Source organism: Microbulbifer maximicatervae (SeqCode) (assembly GCF_052467955.1).
On sequence record NZ_CP174329.1, the window covers coordinates 4,903,539 to 4,921,810 of the forward strand.

Sequence of the window (18,272 nt, forward strand, 5' to 3'; positions counted from 1 at the left end):
GAGTATTAACCGATAAGCTTAAGCAGCTCCTCTGTTTTCTCCCGCATTAATTCCTCACTTCCCCGGGATTCAACATTCAAGCGAACAACCGGTTCAGTATTTGACATACGCAAATTAAAACGCCACTCGGGGTAAGCGATACTCAACCCATCCACGTGCTCAACGCTGTCAGCTGCAGGTCCATACTTTTCCTCTGCCGCCTTTAACAGTGCTGCAGCATCCTGAACCTTAGAGTTAATCTCTCCCGAACAGGGGAAAGCAGCCATGCGCTCACCAACAAGCTGTGACAGCGATTTACCACTGCGACTTACCAACTCAGCAACCAATAACCATGGAATCATACCGCTATCGCAGTAGGCAAAATCCCGGAAATAATGATGCGCACTCATTTCACCGCCATAAATGGCATCTTCCTTGCGCATGCGCTCTTTAATAAAGGCATGACCGGTTTTACTCTGTACCGGCTCTCCACCAGCAGCGCGGACAATATCCTCGGTATTCCAGAGCAGGCGTGGATCATGAACAACTTTGGCACCGTTGTTTTTTGCCAGGAAAGCTTCTGCCAGCAAGCCAACAACATAGTAACCTTCAATAAAATCACCACTTTCATCGAAGAAAAAGCAGCGATCAAAATCACCATCCCAGGCTATACCAAAATCAGCACCGCTTGCCCGCACTGCCTCGGCAGTAGAATTGCGGTTTTCTGGCAAAATTGGGTTGGGAATACCGTTGGGAAAGTTGCCGTCGGGCTCGTGGTGAACTCGCACAAACTCAAATGGCAGGTGTGGAGCCAGCGCATCAACAACCGCCCCCGCACCACCATTACCGGCATTAACCACCAATTTTAATGGTTTCAATGCAGTATTATCGATATACCCCAATAAGTGCTGCACAAAATCAGCGCGGTGTTCAAAGCGCTGCAAAGTGCCTCTTTGCTCAACCGGAGCAAAGTTGTTTTCTTCTGCCAAGCGCTTGATATCCAGTAGACCGGTATCACCACTGATTGGACTACTGCCTGCACGGACAAACTTCATGCCGTTGTAGTCCATAGGATTGTGACTAGCAGTAACACAAATACCGCCGTCAAAGTCCCCGTGGAAATTGGCAAAGTAGACCTCTTCTGTACCGCACTCGCCGATATGGAAAACATCGGCACCCGCATCTCGCAATCCATTGACCAGCGCATCTGTCAGCTCGCCACTGGTAAGCCGAATATCATGCCCAACAACTACTCGACGAGCATTCAGGAACTGGGCAAAGGCACGCCCCACTCGATATGCAACATCGGTATTAAGTTCATCGGGTACACGGCCGCGAAGGTCATAAGCTTTGAAACAAGTCAACTCACTCACTTACCTTTCTCCTCAGCAGCCTGCTCTGGCAAATACACATTTTCGTAAACGTGGTTAGTAGCATCAATAAAGCCTTCTACAGAACCACAGTCAAAGCGTCGACCTTTGAAGGCATAGGCTAATACGCAGCCCTGCTGAGCTTGCGCCATCAGCGCATCGGTAATTTGAACCTCACCATTTTTGCCTGGAGGAGTATCACGGATCAGATCAAAGATATCCGGTGTCAGGATATAACGACCAATAATCGCCATATTACTTGGGGCATCTTCCGCTGCAGGCTTCTCCACCATATTGGTGACTTGATACAGACCAGGTTTAATCTCATTGCCACCGATCACACCAAATTTATGAATCTGCTCCTTCGGTACTTCCTCTACCGCAACAATACTGCAGCGGAATTGCTTATAAAGCTGAACCATTTGCCCCAAAACTCCCATATCTTCATTTAGACACAGGTCATCAGCCAACACCACGGCAAACGGCTCATCGCCAACCAGGCGATGTCCTTGCAAAATAGCGTCACCCAGGCCTCTCATTTCGCCCTGACGCGTATAAGAAAAGCTCGCTCTATCAATCACTTTGCGCACGGAGTCCAGGTAACGTTCTTTGCCGGTACCCGCGATCTGGTGTTCCAGCTCAAAATTGGTATCAAAGTGATCCTCAATCGCGCGCTTGCCTCGCCCAGTGACAAAACCAATCTCGGTCAGTCCCGCCTCTATAGCCTCCTCAACGCCATACTGAACCAGTGGCTTATTCACCAGCGGCAACATTTCTTTCGGCATTGCCTTGGTGGCAGGAAGAAAACGAGTGCCATAGCCGGCAACAGGAAATAGGCATTTCTTGAGCATTCTGCTCCCCCAATCAATTTAAAACAGCGCACCCCCGCGCAGTGCCGGCAACTTATCATAGCGTCGCTGTGCAAGCACTTACACTCGATAACGTTAAGCTTGGCCCAATATGTGAATTCCCTGAGGATAAACACCAAAACTATATGAGTAAGATGAGGAATTAACACGCTAAATAGGCGGTATTTGTGAAGACAATTCTCACGCCAGTCACAAAAACCCCCTTGACCGACTGGACAAGCGACACAGACCCCTTAGAATGCCCGCTCTTGCAAAAGTGTCCAATCTCAATTGCATAACCACCCACTAACGGGGAAATGATGAGTAATTTTGTACAAAAAAGTGAGTATACCAGAGAGGAGCTCCTGACCTGCTCCCGTGGCGAGATGTTCGGCCCAGGCAACGCCCAGTTGCCGGCTCCCAATATGTTGATGCTCGATCGTATCACCCATATATCCAAGGAAGGTGGTGCTTTCGGCAAGGGAGAGCTGATCGCTGAGCTCGACATTCACCCCGACCTATGGTTCTTCGACTGCCATTTTCCCGGCGATCCCGTAATGCCCGGCTGCCTCGGCCTGGATGCTATGTGGCAATTATTGGGTTATTTCCTGGCCTGGAAAGGCAACCCCGGCCGCGGTCGAGCACTGGGCTGTGGTGAAGTTAAATTTACCGGCCAAATTCTCCCCACCAGCAAGAAGGTGACTTACCATATTCAGATGAGCCGGATTGTTGAGCGCAGGCTTGTTATGGGTATTGGCGACGGCAGTGTCTCTGTGGATGGAAGAGAAATTTACACAGCAAAGGATCTTCGCGTAGGCTTATTTACCCGTACGGACAATTTTTAAACTCGTTTAAGACTAATACCGGTAGAAACCATCAGTCCTCTGCCGACAAGCTATGCTGGAGATCACTATGCGTCGGGTCGTCATTACCGGAATGGGTATCACTTCCTGTATCGGTACCAACACTAAAGAAGTCACCGAGTCACTGAAAACTGGTCGAAGCGGCATCCGCTTCCAAGAAGAGTATAAGGAGCTCGGCCTGCGCAGCCATGTGGCTGGGCCTGTGGACATCGATTTCAAAGAGCATATCGATCGCAAGCAACTTCGCTTTATGGGCGACGCTGCAGCCTATGCGTACATTGCCATGCGTGAAGCAATCGAGATGTCGGGCCTGCAGGAGGAGCAGATATCTAATCCGCGCACGGGTATCGTGATGGGCTCTGGCGGCACATCCACTCAGCAGATTATTGACGCTGCACATACTCTGAAGGAAAAAGGTGTTCGCCGTGTAGGCGCCTACCGCGTGCCCCAGGTAATGAACAGTACCGTTTCCGCATGCTTAGCCACTCCATTCAAAATCAAAGGGGTGAACTACAGTATTTCTTCCGCTTGCGCTACCAGTGCCCACTGTATAGGAAACGGAGCTGAGCTTATCCAGATGGGTAAGCAGGATGTAGTGTTTGCTGGCGGTGGTGAGGAACTTGCCTGGAGTTTGACTCACTTGTTTGACGCTATGGGCGCCCTCTCAAGCAAATATAACGATACTCCGACAAAAGCATCACGCCCCTACGATGCCGATCGCGATGGCTTTGTGATCGCCGGTGGTGGTGGCTGTCTGGTACTCGAAGAAATGGAGCACGCCGTGGCTCGCGGTGCGACCATCTATGCGGAGCTAACCGGTTACGGCGCAACTTCCGATGGTTACGATATGGTTGCCCCAAGCGGTGAAGGCGCCACCCGCTGTATGCAGCAGGCTCTGGCCGGTATGGACGGCAAAGGCCTGCAGGGTAGCGTGGACTATATCAACACCCACGGCACCTCTACACCCGTAGGCGATGTCGCCGAATTGAAAGCCATGCGCGAAGCCTTCGGGGATACAGTTCCGGCATTCGCCTCTACCAAATCTCTGACAGGCCACTCTCTGGGAGCTGCAGGGGTTCAGGAGGCCATTTACAGCCTGCTGATGATGCAGAATAACTTTATTGCTGCATCAGCCAATGTAGAGAACCTCGACCCCGCTGCGGAAGGCATGGACCTTGTCCGCCAGCTGCGTGAGACTGAAGTCAAACGGGCTATGTCCAATAGCTTTGGCTTTGGCGGAACTAATGCCTGCCTGATATTCGATAAAATCTAATCGAAATAAAAAGGGCGCCGCGAGGCGCCCTTTTTATTGACTGCACAACAGAAACCAAACTATTCCGGAGTCGCGTGCAAGCGCTCCAACCACAGCTCAACCTGGCGTGTCAGTCCCTGTCTCCAGCTCCGCTGCTGAACACCAAAGACATCCCGCAACTTGCCACATGAAAGTACTATGCTGCGATCCCGCTTCTCAGCCTCATCCCCTAATGAAGTAAATTGCGCAAAGCGCTCTTCATCGTAAAAAGCCTGGGCGCGCTCGACCACCTCCAGGGCAAACTCCATCGCTGTGCAGCTATCAGAACTACCGTAGTGATAAACGCCTCCTGCCTTGGCCCCGCTAGCGAGCTGCTGGGCAACCGCCACTGCGACACGAGCCAGATCCACCACTGTTACTGGGTTGCCGCTGTTCCTTCCATCCAGGGCTAAAGGCTCTCCAGACACAAAGTTGCGTAAAATACGCCCTAACAAGGCATCCGGACCACTATCCACCATCCAGCCAAAACGCAAAATCGTCAGGTTTTGCAGCCCATTAAAGGCATCTTCGCAGGCCAGCCATTCGCGCCCACTCGAGGACTGTGGTTCTGCGGGCTCATCTTCGTCATAGCGGCGGCGCTCACCGCCAGAAAAAACTTGGTAGGATGAGAGATGAATAATATGTTCACAGGGTGCAGCACAAAGCCGCTTACTCACCAGCAGTGACTCCGGCATGCCTCGATTGTCGGCACAGGCGGAGGCATTAATCACAATTGAGCCCGGTCTCAATTGATCGATTTCCCCGGGGGTCAACTGCTGTATGCGAAAGCCTGCGCGCTGCAGTCTTTTTTGCAGCGCACCATCAATCTCATTACCAGCTGTGATAATGGCGACGGTATCCGGCATATAACCTGTATTCAATTCAGACACTGGTAAATCCAGTTCTTAGAACGGGATATCGTCATCAAAGCTATTATCGAAACCACCGGCAGGACCTTGGTTCGGCTGTTGCTGGGGCTGCTGGTTAGCTGGTGCCATCGGTGAGGGAGCGGTACGCCCCTGCCCGTATGCCTCCTGGCCGCCCTGCTGCTGGTAGCCACCCTGGAAACCGCCGCCCTGTTGGTCAAAACCGCTGGAACCACCCATCGGCTGGCCGCCACCCATTTGGCCACCTGCGGCTGCGCCCATTCCAGCGCCACCCATACCCTGACCAAAGCCGCCCTGCTCACCGCGACCGTCCAGCATCTGCATTTCGCTGGCAACGATTTCAGTGGTGTAGCGGTCCTGGCCGGAATTCTTATCCTGCCACTTACGGGTGCGTAGAGAGCCCTCTACATAAACTTTGGCCCCCTTGCGCAGGTACTCACCGGCGATCTCAGCCAGGCGGTTAAAAAATACTACGCGATGCCACTCAGTGCGCTCCTGCTGCTGGCCAGTCTGCTTGTCTTTCCAGCTCTCACTGGTAGCCAGGCTGATGTTGGTAACAGCACCGCCACTCGGCATATATTTGGTTTCCGGGTCATTCCCCAGATTACCGATCAGAATTACTTTATTAATACCCCTGGCCATGGCCCTCTCCTCTCGTCAACCCGGGCTCCACCCGGGGCAATAAACTATTTAAACAATCAATTAATCTATCAAGTGTTATGAAATACCGTCAGTGCTGCATTGCACCATCGGTAAATATTGTATTTTTATCCAGTAGGATACAATAGCGGCTCAGTGTTAGTAAGCGCTACCTTCACGCTCTCTCGCGCAAACCCCACCACAGCAACATCCATAGCAGCAGCACCGCCAAACCCAGAGCAGCAACTGCGGAAGCGCCCCCCAGACCGAACAGCAGGCCACCCAGGCTACCGCCGACAAAGGTGCCAAAGAACTGTAAAGTCGCGTAGAGCCCCGTAGCTGCGCCCCTCGCTTCCGCCGGAGCCTTCCTGGTTAGCTGCGCTGGCAACAGGGCTTCAAGCAGGTTGAAACCGGTGAAGAACACTGCCAGCAAGACTACCAGCACCCAGGTGCTTGCAGACAACAAGGCCGCACTGCCACCGATCAAAGCCAAACAAGCAAAATTAAGCGCGAACGGCACCCGATCACTTTTCTCTGCCGCCCTCATCATTGGCAACATCACCAGGAAGGTGCCGAGCATTAGCGGCCCATACAGTTTCCAGTGTTCGCTCGCCGGCCAATCCAATCTATCGACTAGCACCAATGGCAAGGCGACAAACAATGCCGTGAGCAACAAGTGGGAGAAAAAGGCCCCAGAAACCAAGCGCCAAACAAGACCGCTTTTAACTACCGTACGAAAACCACTGCCATAAACGGCCGGCCGCCTAGCCGCCTCTGGAGTTGGCACCAAGCGCCAAACCAATAATCCACCCAGCAGTGCTAATCCAGCAGTGACCCAGAAAATTGCCGGCAAGCCGCCCACACCGGCCAGCGCCGGCCCCAGGATCACCGCCAGCATAAATGCGACGCCAATAGACGCTCCGATAATCGCCATCGCAATACCGCGCTTTTCATCGCGGGTTAAGTCGGCGACCAGCGCCATCACAGCCGCGGCAATGGCACCACAACCCTGCAGTACCCGCCCCACAATAAGGCCGTAAACCGAATCCGTCAGTGCAGCGATGACACTGCCCAGGGCAAACAGTGCAAGGCCGGTATAAATAACCGGCTTGCGCCCCCAGCGATCGGACAGGAGCCCCAGAGGAATTTGGAGTATCGCCTGACTCAGGCCATAGGCACCCATTGCCAGCCCCAGCAGCATGGGCGTGCTATCGCGATAGCCCTCGCCGTACACAGTGAGAACCGGCAAGACCATAAACAGGCCCAGCATACGAAAGACATACAGGGAAGCCAGCCCACCCAGGGCGCGGCGCTCAATGGAATTCATGCAAATCCCGGAACAGCATCAAATAGGGCGCGCATTGTACAGTGAGCCGCCTCCCGGCTGTAGGGGAAACAGCACAACTTTTATCCACAACTAGTTACGACCGTACTCATCATCGAGGCGGACAATGTCATCCTCTCCGAGATAACTGCCGGATTGCACCTCAATCAACTCCAAGGGAATCGTACCGGGGTTCTCCAAACGGTGGACCACCCCCAGGGGGATATAAGTCGATTGGTTCTCGGTGATCAGGACCTCTTCTTCACCCCGGGTAACCTTCGCAGTTCCCTGCACCACAACCCAGTGTTCAGCGCGGTGGTGATGCATCTGCAGGGATAGCTGCTGACCCGGCTTCACCACAATACGCTTCACTTGAAAGCGTGGACCCGCATCAATCGAGTCGTAGTAGCCCCAGGGCCTATATACCTTGCGGTGCCTTTGGGCCTCACTGCGGCCAGTGCTCTTGAGGTTACTGACCAGTTTTTTGACTTCCTGGACCCGTTGCCGGTCAGCGATCAGAAGCGCATCGTCAGTATCGACAACCACCAGGTCGGATACACCGAGAAGGCTGACCAAGCGGCTCTCACCACGCACCAGGCAGCGCTGGGAGTCTTCTAGCAACACATCACCCTGAAGCAAATTGTCATTGGCATCACGTTTTACTAACTCCCACAACCCCTGCCAGGAGCCCACATCGCTCCAACCCGCATCCATAGGTACAACTGCCGCGGATTCCGTCGGCTCCATTACTGCATAATCCACAGACTCATCTGCGCAGGCTGCAAAAGCCTCTCTATCCACCCGGGTAAAATCCAGATCCCTCGCGGCACTCTTATAGGCACTGCCGCAGGCTGTGAGAATATCTGCACGGTACCGCTCCAACTCCTCCAGATAGCGGGAAGCGCGGAACAGGAACATGCCACTGTTCCAGGAGTAATCCCCGGAGGCCAGGTAAGCTTCAGCGGTTTCAGTGTCCGGCTTTTCGACGAACTCCGCCACTTTCCAAGCAGTTTCCGCCAATTTATCCCCGCGCCGAATGTAGCCGTAGCCGGTCTCCGCCCGGGTCGGCACAATACCAAAGGTGACCAGATACCCCTGCTCAGCCAGGGCTCGGGCCGACTCTACAGACTCCTGAAAATTTGCCTCGTCGGAAACGGCGTGGTCTGCCGGTAATACCAGCAGTAAAGGGTCAGCTCCTGACTCCAGTGCTGCCAGGGCAGCCAGGGCAATAGCCGGTGCAGTATTGCGCGCGCAGGGCTCCAGTAAAATGGACTGGGCTCCGTGGCCGATTTCCTGCAATTGCTCGGCAGCGGCAAAACGATGCTCTTCGTTGCATACCAGGATCGGCGCCTGTAATGGCTCAATGCCCTCCAGGCGCCTTACGGTTGTCTGTAACATCGTTTCACCCCCGATAAGGGGTAAGAACTGTTTGGGGTAGGCCTCGCGAGAGAGTGGCCACAGGCGCGAGCCGGTGCCACCACAGAGAATCACAGGAATCATCGAATGCTATCTGCCTGAATGTCGGGTATTGCGAAAGACAATTTTCGCACATCAGGTGGCGAGTTTATACTTGACTGTTTTTCCGGCACCGCAGTTGTGATCGCCCCGCGCGGAGCAAGTCCGAGGCCCGGCCCAGTATTAGCAGCATATAGGTAGAGCGTGGACACGATTTATGTAAGGGGTGCTCGCACCCACAACCTGAAGAATATCGACCTGGACATTCCCCGCGATAAACTGATCGTTATCACCGGCCTGTCCGGTTCCGGCAAATCTTCCCTGGCCTTTGACACCCTTTACGCAGAGGGACAGCGCCGCTACGTGGAATCACTCTCCACCTACGCCCGTCAATTCCTGTCGATGATGGAAAAGCCGGATGTGGATACCGTCGAGGGGCTATCACCGGCAATTTCAATCGAGCAGAAGTCCACCTCTCACAACCCCCGCTCCACTGTAGGTACCATCACAGAGATCTATGACTACCTGCGGCTGCTATTTGCCCGGGTTGGAGAACCCCGCTGCCCCGAGCACGACGAACCCCTGCAAGCCCAGACGATCAGCCAGATGGTGGATCAGGTACTGGCTTTACCGGAAGGCAGCAAGATTATGTTGCTGGCGCCGGTAGTTCGCGATCGAAAGGGTGAGCACCAGCACGTATTTGAACAATTGCGCCGGGACGGATTTGTGCGAGCACGGATCGACGGAGTTATCTGTGACCTGGACGACACCCCCAAGCTGGATAAGCGCCGCAAGCACACCATTGAGGTGGTGGTAGACCGCTTTAAGGTGCGTGAGGACCTGCAACTGCGTTTGGCGGAGTCCTTCGAAACTGCCCTGAATCTCACCGACGGTATCGCCTCCATCAGTTTTATGGATGGAGACCAGGAAGATCGCCTCTTCTCTGCCCGCCACGCCTGCCCCGTCTGTGATTACTCACTGGATGAGCTGGAACCGCGTCTGTTCTCCTTCAACAACCCCGCGGGTGCCTGCCCCAGTTGTGACGGCCTGGGCGTCAAACAGTTCTTCGATGAAGACAAGGTAATTATCGATTCGGAAAGCAGTATTTCCGAGGGCGCCATTCGCGGTTGGGACAGACGCAACATTTACTATTACCACATGCTCGACTCCCTCGCCGAGCACTACGGTTTCGATCTGGATAAGCCCTGGAAAAAATTACGCAAAGCCCACCGCAAGGTTATCCTGCAGGGCAGTGGCGACGAAGAGATAGACTTCAGCTACGTCAATGATCGCGGCGATGTCACCGTGCGCCAGCACACCTTCGAGGGCATTATCCCCAACTTCCAACGCCGCTATCGGGATACCGAGTCCCAATCGGTACGGGAGGAGTTAGCCAAGTATCTGAGTACACAAAAATGCCCAGAGTGCCACGGTACCCGCCTACGCCGCGAGGCCCGTCATGTCTTTGTGGATAACCGCACCCTGGCGCAAATTACTGAGCTGCCTGTAGGCGATGCGTTCGAGTATTTCGGCCATGAGCTGGCTTTTAAAGGCGCCCAGAAAGAGATTGCCGATAAGATTCTCAAAGAGCTGCGCGATCGATTCCGCTTCCTCGTCGATGTCGGCCTGAATTACCTGACCCTAAACCGCAGTGCAGAAACCCTCTCCGGCGGCGAAGCGCAGCGCATTCGCCTCGCCAGCCAGATCGGCGCCGGCCTCGTGGGCGTAATGTATATTCTCGACGAGCCCTCTATCGGCCTACACCAGCGGGACAACGAGCGCCTGCTCAACACCCTTACCCACCTGCGCGATATCGGCAATACGGTTATTGTGGTGGAGCACGATGAGGATGCCATTCGCAGTGCTGACTTTATTGTCGATATTGGCCCCGGTGCCGGTGTCCATGGCGGAGAGGTCGTGGCAGCGGGCACCGCCGATAAAATTACCAAATGTAAGAAGTCCCTAACCGGTCAGTACCTCTCCGGCAAAAAGAAAATTGCCGTACCGGAAGAGCGCTACTTACCCGACCCGGACTATTTGTTGCGTCTCGAAGGCGCCAGTGGAAATAATTTACAGGACGTCGATCTGGAAATCCCAGTAGGATTATTTACCTGTGTAACCGGTGTATCGGGCTCTGGTAAGTCCACCCTGATCAATACAACCCTCTATCCACTTGCCGCCACTGCACTTAACAAAGCAACAACCCTTAAGGCCTCCCCCTATAAAGAGGTGCACGGCCTGGAGCACTTCGACAAATGCGTGGATATTGATCAGAGTCCTATCGGGCGCACTCCTCGCTCAAATCCGGCAACTTATACCGGTATTTTTACCCCAATTCGCGACTTGTTTGCCGGCACCCAGGAAGCCCGCTCACGGGGCTATAAACCCGGGCGCTTCAGCTTTAACGTCAAGGGTGGGCGTTGTGAAGCCTGCCAGGGCGACGGGGTGATTAAGGTAGAAATGCACTTTTTGCCGGATGTCTATGTACCCTGTGATACCTGCCACGGCAAGCGCTACAACCGCGAGACCCTGGAGGTACACTACAAGGGCAAAAATATCCACGAAGTATTGGAAATGACCGTGGAAGATGCACGGGAATTCTTTGACCCTGTGCCCGCAATCGCGAAGAAGTTGCAAACCCTAATGGATGTCGGCCTCTCATATATCAAGCTGGGCCAGGCTGCCACCACTCTCTCAGGTGGTGAAGCCCAACGGGTAAAACTCTCCCGCGAGCTATCCAAACGAGACACTGGGCAAACCCTGTACATCCTCGACGAACCGACTACCGGCCTGCACTTTGCCGATATCCAATTACTGCTGGATGTTCTGCATCGCCTGCGCGATCACGGCAATACCATCGTAGTGATCGAACACAATCTGGACGTGATCAAAACTGCAGACTGGATTATAGACCTTGGCCCGGAGGGTGGCTCTGGCGGCGGGCAAATTATTGCCACGGGGACACCTGAGGATGTTGTAGAAATGGACATTTCCCATACCGGGCGCTTTCTAAAAACCATGCTGAACTAATTGAATAGGAAAGGATGCCAATCTATAGATCGGCATCCTTTCTTGCTCAATTCACTTAAAAATAACTAGTAGGTAGGTGCGACAAGATATGAAGTTATTCAATCGCGACCGCTTAAACTCAGTGATCGCAGTAAGTGCAATTATGATTTCTCTGGCATCCTTCTATGCCACCTATTTACAAGCCAGAGCTGCCAATCAACAAGTCAAAATAATGACAATGCCTGTTATTCAGTTCAGCCATGGCAACTATGACGAGGAGAGCAATCAAAGCAAAATTACATTTGGCTTTCGCAATGCTGGGGCCGGCCCTGCCATCCTAAAATCCGTTAGCTTTAAATATAAAAATGTAGAATACTCAAGCACCCATGATTTTTTGCGCGCCTGCTGTCAGGAAGAGCATAAAATGATGAAAAATAAATTTAATAGAAATTATAAAAATCACCACCCACCCCTTGACGAAGGCTTTCAAAGCTCTTCAGAAATAAATGAAGTTATCATTCCCGCACAATCGGAGTACCCTTTCTATTCTTTAAGTCGTGGCACTGCAACTTCTGAACTATGGGAAAAAATTAATCAAGAAAGATGGAACCTTTCAATTTCCGCCTGCTTCTGCTCCCCACTGGGAAATTGCTATGAATCAAATTCAAAGAAAATCTCTATGGAAGTAAATCAGTGCCCTGACAATTAACCACTTTAATAGGCAGATTCTTAGCGTTAAAACCCATTCAAAATATATTACAGGCAGGATGCCACAGTGAACATTGATATCAACTGCGATCTGGGTGAAGGTGCTGATTTACACAGCTGTGACAGGGACGCCCAAATCATGCCGTTTATTTCCCGTTGCAATATAGCTTGCGGCGGTCACGCTGGCACTCCCGAGATCATGGGTAGATCAATCGAAAACGCCCTAAAAAATAGCTTAAAAATCGGCGCGCACCCCAGCTACCCCGACAGGGAAAATTTTGGCCGCAAATCTCTAGTTATTCCTCAAAATAAATTGCTCGACTCTCTTTGCACACAAGTAAACCAACTAGAAAATATCGCGCGCAGCCTAGGAGCAACTTTAGACCATATTAAACTACACGGCGCTCTCTACAATGATACAGAGTCAAACAGAGAACTCGCTAAAAGTATTATTACCCTACTCGACAAAGAATATCCTTCACTGAAAATTATTGGGTTAGCCAACGCTGCCATGCAGTTCGCTGCTGCCAAACAAAATAAAACATTTATTCGCGAAGGATTTATGGACAGGCAGTACCTCAGCAATAACCAACTAGCTCCACGCTCAATGGCGGGCGCTGTTATTGCTGAGACAGAACAGTGCTTAGAGCAGGCTATCTGCTTGGCAAAGGGCTTAGAATTTAACGATTATCATGGTGAAAAATTACAATTCTCTGTGGATACCATCTGCCTCCACGGCGATAATCCCCAAGCGCCCATTATCGCCAGACAACTTAATCAACATCTCAATGCAAACGGCGTGAGCATAGCTCGGTGACACACCCTGCCCCCCATATACCACTAGCTATAACCATTAACGGAGATTGTGCAGTAGATATCCGCTTTTCCGGTAAACCATGCAAAGCTCTTAGCCGGACAATTATCGGTTTGAGAGCGGCTCTATTAAATGAAGTGCATCCAGGTATCATTGATATCATTCCTGCATACCAGTGCTTAACTGTTATTTTCAATCCTTCCCTATGGGATCACAAAACCTTATACCAATTACTCACTAAAACTACCGAGGACGTTCTAAACAACCCTGCCCCCTCCACCAGTAGACCACGTATAGTGCGTATTCCCGTATGCTACGAAGAAGGCTTTTCTCCAGACCTTGAGGCATTATCAGAACATACCAAATTATCGTCACAGGAAATCATCAAGCGACATACCGCACAACGTTACTTAGTGCATATGTTGGGCTTTACTCCAGGCTTCTTATACCTTGGCGGACTTGACCCAAAGCTATATTGCCCCAGAAAAGAAACTCCCCGAACCAGAATTCCCGCAGGCGCTGTCGGGATAGGTGGAGAACAAACAGGCATCTACCCGCAAGCTACACCGGGGGGATGGCAAATTATTGGCCAGACACCCCTTAGTCTTTTTCAACCTGCGGAACCCTCCCCATTTATCGCTGCACCTTTAGATGAAATTGAGTTTTATGCAATAGATTCTCAGCAATTTCATATACTCTCGCAGAGTACTAAAAGTAGTTCACCCTAAAAAGGAGGGTCTATGGGTATTCACTTTCTTCGAGCAGGGCTACAGACAAGTATTCAGGACCTGGGTCGTCCAGGCATGATGCACTGTGGAATTCCATGGGGAGGTGCTGCCGACCCACTATCGATGAAAATAGCCAACCTGTTATTAGGAAACCCGTTAGGGCACCCAACCTTTGAGATCACCCTGCTCGGTCCTAGAATCGAATTCCTCTGCAATCTCACTATCGCTATAGCCGGAGGCCAATTCAGAGGTTCCTTAAATAACGAGTCAATTGATAATTTCCGAACCTATAGGGTTAAGCCTGGTGATATTTTGGATATAGCTCAAGCTATTTCCGGTGCAAGAACCTACCTTGCGATTTCTGCCAAGATAGACGCACCCAATATCTTAGGTAGCTCTGCAACTCACGTTATAAGTAAATTTGGCGCAAATAGTGGCAAACCGATCACATCTAACGAAGTCATCCACTTTAAAGAAGTCCACAACGCAAAAGAATCTGTACTAAATAAAAGGTTTCACCTTCACTACTCACATAATTCAAAGCTACGACTAGTGGCTGGACCAGAGAGCAATTTATTTTCCAAGAAATTTATTGAACACTTTTACGGCTCAATCTATCTGGTTTCTACCCAAAGCAATCGTATGGGCATTCGTCTATCCACTAAAAACAATTCTACAATTCATAAAATTACAAACGGAAAGACACAACTATCATCAGCTGGACTCTATCCCGGCAGCATTCAAGTACCACCCGATGCCAATCCTATTATTTCCTTTATTGAGGGACAGACTATTGGCGGGTACCCCCGAATAGGCCATATTATAAAATCGGAACTTCATCGCCTGGGCCAGCTGGCCCCAAAAAACAAAATCACATTTCAAGAAATAAGCATTGAAGAATCGCGTGAAATTTTCAAAAAGAAACAAGACCTAATTAAAAAACTCCAACAGAGCCTGAATCTTAATCATAGGGAGGCACTATCCCTTTAATACAAGCATAAACATTATCAGATACAGAACTATTTAATGCTCAAAAATAACAGCATAAAGTAGAGAATAAAAATTACGCCAAAATAGACAAAATAATTTTATTAAAAATTTAAATGGAATATTTTTGGACAAAAAAAGAAAAAATATTACAGAAATTCTGTGACCGGCAAGTTTCCCCTCATATCTTTCTAGACCAAAACATCATTATTAACTAACCTCATTGGGTTTTACCCAAACAGCGATTTGGACTAGCGTGCAAGTTGATTATCTATAGGGAGCAAATAACCTCCAAACAATTATTGCAGGATCAACAAAGCACACTCCAAAGAGAAAACACACAATACCTTAAGGGGATTAATAATGATAAAAATTCTCCGTGGTTTTATTTCAATACTCTTAGCGAGTTCTCTACTTATCACAGCGCATGCAAATGCAGAACCGGGTGATTACAACTTCTGGACTACCCTAAAGCATTTGTTTGATCCACCCAATGCCGATGCGCCAGTCACCTCGCAGCAAGCTGAGGGGATGTATCCACTAACTATGGACGATCCCAGTTTTAATGATGATTTTGATCCTGGCGACTACAACACCTGGCAAAAAATTGATGTACCTACCAGTACAGGTGCCATGTGTGGGAATGGATCACCCTATAAGTTCTTTGTTCACCGTGTTCCAGATACCAGTAACACCATTTTCTATTTCGAGGGTGGTGGGGCATGCTGGGACTATGAAAGCTGCTCAGGACAAGCTGGTATTCGCGGGGCTCGCAACCCCAATGGCATTCCCGATGATTACCTAAGCAATGTGCACTTGTTAGATTTTACAAATTTCGAGAATCTTACTACCGCTGGCGTATCCCCTTTGATTTATACACATCATCCCTACGACCAGTATAAAACTGGCGAGTGGAATATGGTTTACGTGCCATACTGCACTGGGGATATCTACGTAGGCGATAAAACTGAAATATACGAGGACACTACTGGCGAGAACCCCGACCTTATCTGGCACCACAATGGATTACGCAACGTTCAGGCAGTTACTTCCTGGGTGAAAAATAATTTGCAAAAACCGAAGCAGATGCTCGCTGCAGGTTGTAGTGCAGGCAGTATTGGTGCCCTGTTTAATTATTCAAAATTGCGCGAGGATATGAATGTCGATTATGGCTATCTCCTCGATGATTCAGGCCCTCTCTATCAGGCACCTTTAGACGGGAGTGACAGCACCCAATATCCCTCATTACCGCTACATAAAGAAGTGCTGCGCTCTTGGACTACCTATACCGCCGATAGCGATGAAAGCTCGGAAAACCCCATCACTATGTTAAAAGCCATAACACCGGGATTCGAAGCCAATCAGCTAGCCTCACTTTATGCTGCGCTTTCCAATAAATTCCCTTCAGATCGATTGGGTATTACGCACTTTCTTGCTGACGGGAATTTTTCATCGTACTCCTACGAGAGATTTTATGAGGATATTTATAATGATCCCAATGCAGACTCCCGTTTAAATAAATTGCGACAGCGCTGGCAGAAAGATACCCATGAAAATTTGATTCCACTGCTGGATCAAACTAGTAACTGGGGCTATTACTTCCCGATGTTCCGCAACTTGAACGAGAGCCACTGCACAACCATTATCGATTTAAACTATGGTGAGATTGCCGAGCACGGGCTTGAATTAAAAGATTTCCTCGACAACATCGTCAATCATAACGGTGGAGGAATGATTCGGGCATACGAAACCGATGAGGTTTCAGATTATGAGGACAATAGTAACTGGTTCTATGATCTGATCGGCTTGTTTATGTAATTAAAATGTCCCCAGCGCTGCCGGTAACTAGCTGGCAGCGCTGAATGATAGAAAGCCTAACTGCCATATACCGCCTCACGGGCGTCCTGAAGGCGTTTACGTAAGTATTCATGTCTACTCATACCATCGGGAAAGGACGTCATCTGCTGAACTTCCTCAACGATCGAGCGCTCAAGATCCTTATAGGTGGAAAAGCCCGGAACCTCGACATGAGGGTCGTAATCCCTGATCACCGTTTGCGCTTTATCCCGATAAATATTAAATAGCTCTTCAGCTCTTTGGGTGAACTCTGCCTGGTTAAGGCTATTTTTTTCCAGCCAGGCCAACTTCATTGAAAGCGCTTCATAGCCTGTAATACGCGATTCCCGCTCTATTTTTTCAATTGCATCCCAGGCCTCTTCACCAGAGAGACTGCCCAGGTCTGCAAAGTAGTCCTTGAGCGCCTGCTTAACATTCTCACGGTCCAGATAAGCCTGAACCCGAGGATGATTTAATAACTCTTCGACCTCCCCATGTTCCAGCTGGGACCAGGGTATGCTGTCAGAAATATTCTTTACTAATTCACTATCATCTTTTAGCGGCTCTATCATCTGGCGCACCTTGGCCACACTTGAGCGCACATCAATATCGTAGTGATCAACCCCTACAACGGCGAGCGTTACTGCTCCGGCAAGCAAAATCAGCTTTTTCATAATTAGTTACCGAGCAAATTAGAAATTATGTATTTGTCTGTCGGTAACTATCTAAGCAGAGAATTGGGAGAGCATGAAAGAAAATAACGCCCTCACCAATGAATAAAGTGCCAATATCTTACAGACTGATTAGCTAGCCAACCCAGTTAACAGCTTGCTCATCGTCTTTTTTTCCTACACAGGGCTCATCCTTGGTCTTCGGCGCCACATAGCCTACCTGTTGCTCCCGCGGAAGGTTTGCGGACTCCCAATTGGAAACCGCTTCTGCGCAGAGGCTGCGTTGCTCAGGGGATAGCGCAACACCACTAGGCCATTTTCCAAGTTCAATGGCCCGCTTTAAGCTGCCCACAATCTCGGGATTCAAACTCTTTAACAGTTGCTCAAAAGACATACAAAAATCTCCTTATGGCAAAAAAAAGGCCGGTCAAAGACCGGCCTTCCGTAGCGCTATGGCTAATAACGCTTAAGCTTCAGCAGCTTCGTCTTCTACTTGAGGACGGTCTACCAGCTCAACGTATGCCATCGGCGCCTTATCACCAGCGCGGAAACCACACTTCATGATACGGATGTAACCACCAGGACGGGCTTCGTAACGAGGACCCAGCTCGTCGAACAGCTTGCGCACAGCATCCTTATCACGGATACGAGCGAAAGCCAGACGGCGGTTAGCAACACTGTCTTTCTTAGCCAGAGTGATCAGCGGCTCGGCAACGCGGCGCAGTTCTTTGGCTTTGGCCAGTGTGGTTTTGATCAGTTCGTGCTCCACCAGAGAGGCGCTCATGTTCTTGAACATGGCCTTGCGGTGAGCGCTCGTGCGGCTGAATTTACGGCCACTATAGCGATGACGCATGACTCAATTC

At 50.4% G+C, this 18,272-nt stretch carries 17 protein-coding genes; 8 read left to right on the forward strand and 9 right to left on the reverse strand.

Annotated features, from left to right (window positions below; all coding sequences use genetic code 11):
• Positions 1-5: 5 nt before the first annotated feature.
• A complete protein-coding gene (locus ACJJI5_RS21080) occupies positions 6-1,352 on the reverse strand; it encodes a phosphohexomutase domain-containing protein (protein ID WP_444912068.1) in 1,347 nt (448 codons plus the stop codon).
• Complete coding sequence (gene galU / locus ACJJI5_RS21085) at positions 1,349-2,200, reverse strand: UTP--glucose-1-phosphate uridylyltransferase GalU (RefSeq protein ID WP_444895271.1); 852 nt, start codon at positions 2,198-2,200, stop codon at positions 1,349-1,351. Before galU ends, ACJJI5_RS21080 begins: the two co-directional genes overlap by 4 nt.
• Positions 2,201-2,517: 317 nt before the next feature.
• Between galU and fabA the strand changes: the two genes are divergently transcribed.
• Both fabA and fabB read left to right on the forward strand, forming a co-directional pair.
• Complete coding sequence (gene fabA / locus ACJJI5_RS21090; RefSeq protein WP_108731685.1) at positions 2,518-3,042, forward strand: 3-hydroxyacyl-[acyl-carrier-protein] dehydratase FabA; 525 nt, start codon at positions 2,518-2,520, stop codon at positions 3,040-3,042.
• Between the two features lie 67 nt (positions 3,043-3,109).
• Complete coding sequence (fabB, locus tag ACJJI5_RS21095; protein WP_444895272.1) at positions 3,110-4,333, forward strand: beta-ketoacyl-ACP synthase I; 1,224 nt, start codon at positions 3,110-3,112, stop codon at positions 4,331-4,333.
• 59 nt (positions 4,334-4,392) lie between these two features.
• On the opposite strand, the gene ACJJI5_RS21100 is transcribed toward fabB, so the two are convergent.
• The 4 genes from ACJJI5_RS21100 to ACJJI5_RS21115 form a co-directional block, all read right to left on the reverse strand.
• Entirely contained in the window at positions 4,393-5,241 is an 849-nt protein-coding gene (locus ACJJI5_RS21100) for a sugar nucleotide-binding protein (protein WP_445355113.1), read from the reverse strand.
• 15 nt (positions 5,242-5,256) lie between these two features.
• Positions 5,257-5,880 (reverse strand): single-stranded DNA-binding protein, encoded by a 624-nt coding sequence (ssb, locus tag ACJJI5_RS21105; RefSeq protein WP_282934376.1) that lies wholly within the window; start codon positions 5,878-5,880, stop codon positions 5,257-5,259.
• A 172-nt stretch (positions 5,881-6,052) separates the two neighbouring features.
• The gene (locus ACJJI5_RS21110) at positions 6,053-7,204 is read right to left on the reverse strand and encodes an MFS transporter (protein WP_444934820.1); all 1,152 of its coding nucleotides are present in this window, start codon (positions 7,202-7,204) and stop codon (positions 6,053-6,055) included.
• Positions 7,205-7,294: 90 nt separating this feature from the next.
• Positions 7,295-8,701, reverse strand: coding sequence for a mannose-1-phosphate guanylyltransferase/mannose-6-phosphate isomerase (locus ACJJI5_RS21115; RefSeq protein WP_445355114.1), 1,407 nt, complete (start codon positions 8,699-8,701; stop codon positions 7,295-7,297).
• Between the two features lie 159 nt (positions 8,702-8,860).
• On the opposite strand from ACJJI5_RS21115, the gene uvrA reads away from it, so the two are divergent.
• The 6 genes from uvrA (at position 8,861) to ACJJI5_RS21145 (ending at position 16,720) form a co-directional block, all read left to right on the forward strand.
• Positions 8,861-11,686, forward strand: a complete 2,826-nt coding sequence (uvrA, locus tag ACJJI5_RS21120; RefSeq protein WP_445355115.1) for an excinuclease ABC subunit UvrA — start codon at positions 8,861-8,863, stop codon at positions 11,684-11,686.
• Between the two features lie 88 nt (positions 11,687-11,774).
• The gene (locus ACJJI5_RS21125; protein ID WP_445355116.1) at positions 11,775-12,374 is read left to right on the forward strand and encodes a hypothetical protein; all 600 of its coding nucleotides are present in this window, start codon (positions 11,775-11,777) and stop codon (positions 12,372-12,374) included.
• A 66-nt stretch (positions 12,375-12,440) separates the two neighbouring features.
• Positions 12,441-13,190 (forward strand): 5-oxoprolinase subunit PxpA, encoded by a 750-nt coding sequence (pxpA, locus tag ACJJI5_RS21130; protein WP_445355117.1) that lies wholly within the window; start codon positions 12,441-12,443, stop codon positions 13,188-13,190.
• On the forward strand, positions 13,187-13,915 hold the full coding sequence (gene pxpB / locus ACJJI5_RS21135) for a 5-oxoprolinase subunit PxpB (RefSeq protein ID WP_445355118.1): 729 nt from the start codon (positions 13,187-13,189) through the stop codon (positions 13,913-13,915). Before pxpA ends, pxpB begins: the two co-directional genes overlap by 4 nt.
• A gap of 12 nt (positions 13,916-13,927) precedes the next feature.
• Positions 13,928-14,905 carry a 5-oxoprolinase subunit C family protein gene (locus ACJJI5_RS21140; protein ID WP_445355119.1) on the forward strand — a complete coding sequence of 326 codons (978 nt, stop codon included), beginning with the start codon at positions 13,928-13,930 and terminating at the stop codon, positions 14,903-14,905.
• Positions 14,906-15,265: 360 nt separating this feature from the next.
• Entirely contained in the window at positions 15,266-16,720 is a 1,455-nt protein-coding gene (locus ACJJI5_RS21145; RefSeq protein ID WP_445355120.1) for a pectin acetylesterase-family hydrolase, read from the forward strand.
• A 56-nt stretch (positions 16,721-16,776) separates the two neighbouring features.
• Here the strand turns inward: ACJJI5_RS21145 and ACJJI5_RS21150 are convergent, their stop codons facing one another.
• The 3 genes from ACJJI5_RS21150 to rplQ form a co-directional block, all read right to left on the reverse strand.
• Positions 16,777-17,412, reverse strand: coding sequence for a hypothetical protein (locus tag ACJJI5_RS21150; protein ID WP_445355121.1), 636 nt, complete (start codon positions 17,410-17,412; stop codon positions 16,777-16,779).
• A gap of 133 nt (positions 17,413-17,545) precedes the next feature.
• A complete protein-coding gene (locus tag ACJJI5_RS21155) occupies positions 17,546-17,803 on the reverse strand; it encodes a YeaC family protein (RefSeq protein WP_445355122.1) in 258 nt (85 codons plus the stop codon).
• A 72-nt stretch (positions 17,804-17,875) separates the two neighbouring features.
• Complete coding sequence (gene rplQ / locus ACJJI5_RS21160; RefSeq protein WP_108731671.1) at positions 17,876-18,262, reverse strand: 50S ribosomal protein L17; 387 nt, start codon at positions 18,260-18,262, stop codon at positions 17,876-17,878.
• Positions 18,263-18,272 lie beyond the last annotated feature (10 nt).

Coding starts and splice junctions, on each gene's coding strand:
- ACJJI5_RS21140 (WP_445355119.1), top strand. CDS start 13,928: ATGGGTATTCACTTTCTTCGAGCAGGGCTACAGACAAGTATTCAGGAC.
- ssb (WP_282934376.1), bottom strand. CDS start 5,880: ATGGCCAGGGGTATTAATAAAGTAATTCTGATCGGTAATCTGGGGAAT.
- ACJJI5_RS21150 (WP_445355121.1), bottom strand. CDS start 17,412: ATGAAAAAGCTGATTTTGCTTGCCGGAGCAGTAACGCTCGCCGTTGTA.
- galU (WP_444895271.1), bottom strand. CDS start 2,200: ATGCTCAAGAAATGCCTATTTCCTGTTGCCGGCTATGGCACTCGTTTT.
- ACJJI5_RS21110 (WP_444934820.1), bottom strand. CDS start 7,204: ATGAATTCCATTGAGCGCCGCGCCCTGGGTGGGCTGGCTTCCCTGTAT.
- ACJJI5_RS21155 (WP_445355122.1), bottom strand. CDS start 17,803: ATGTCTTTTGAGCAACTGTTAAAGAGTTTGAATCCCGAGATTGTGGGC.
- fabA (WP_108731685.1), top strand. CDS start 2,518: ATGAGTAATTTTGTACAAAAAAGTGAGTATACCAGAGAGGAGCTCCTG.
- fabB (WP_444895272.1), top strand. CDS start 3,110: ATGCGTCGGGTCGTCATTACCGGAATGGGTATCACTTCCTGTATCGGT.
- ACJJI5_RS21125 (WP_445355116.1), top strand. CDS start 11,775: ATGAAGTTATTCAATCGCGACCGCTTAAACTCAGTGATCGCAGTAAGT.
- ACJJI5_RS21115 (WP_445355114.1), bottom strand. CDS start 8,701: ATGATTCCTGTGATTCTCTGTGGTGGCACCGGCTCGCGCCTGTGGCCA.
- ACJJI5_RS21145 (WP_445355120.1), top strand. CDS start 15,266: ATGATAAAAATTCTCCGTGGTTTTATTTCAATACTCTTAGCGAGTTCT.
- rplQ (WP_108731671.1), bottom strand. CDS start 18,262: ATGCGTCATCGCTATAGTGGCCGTAAATTCAGCCGCACGAGCGCTCAC.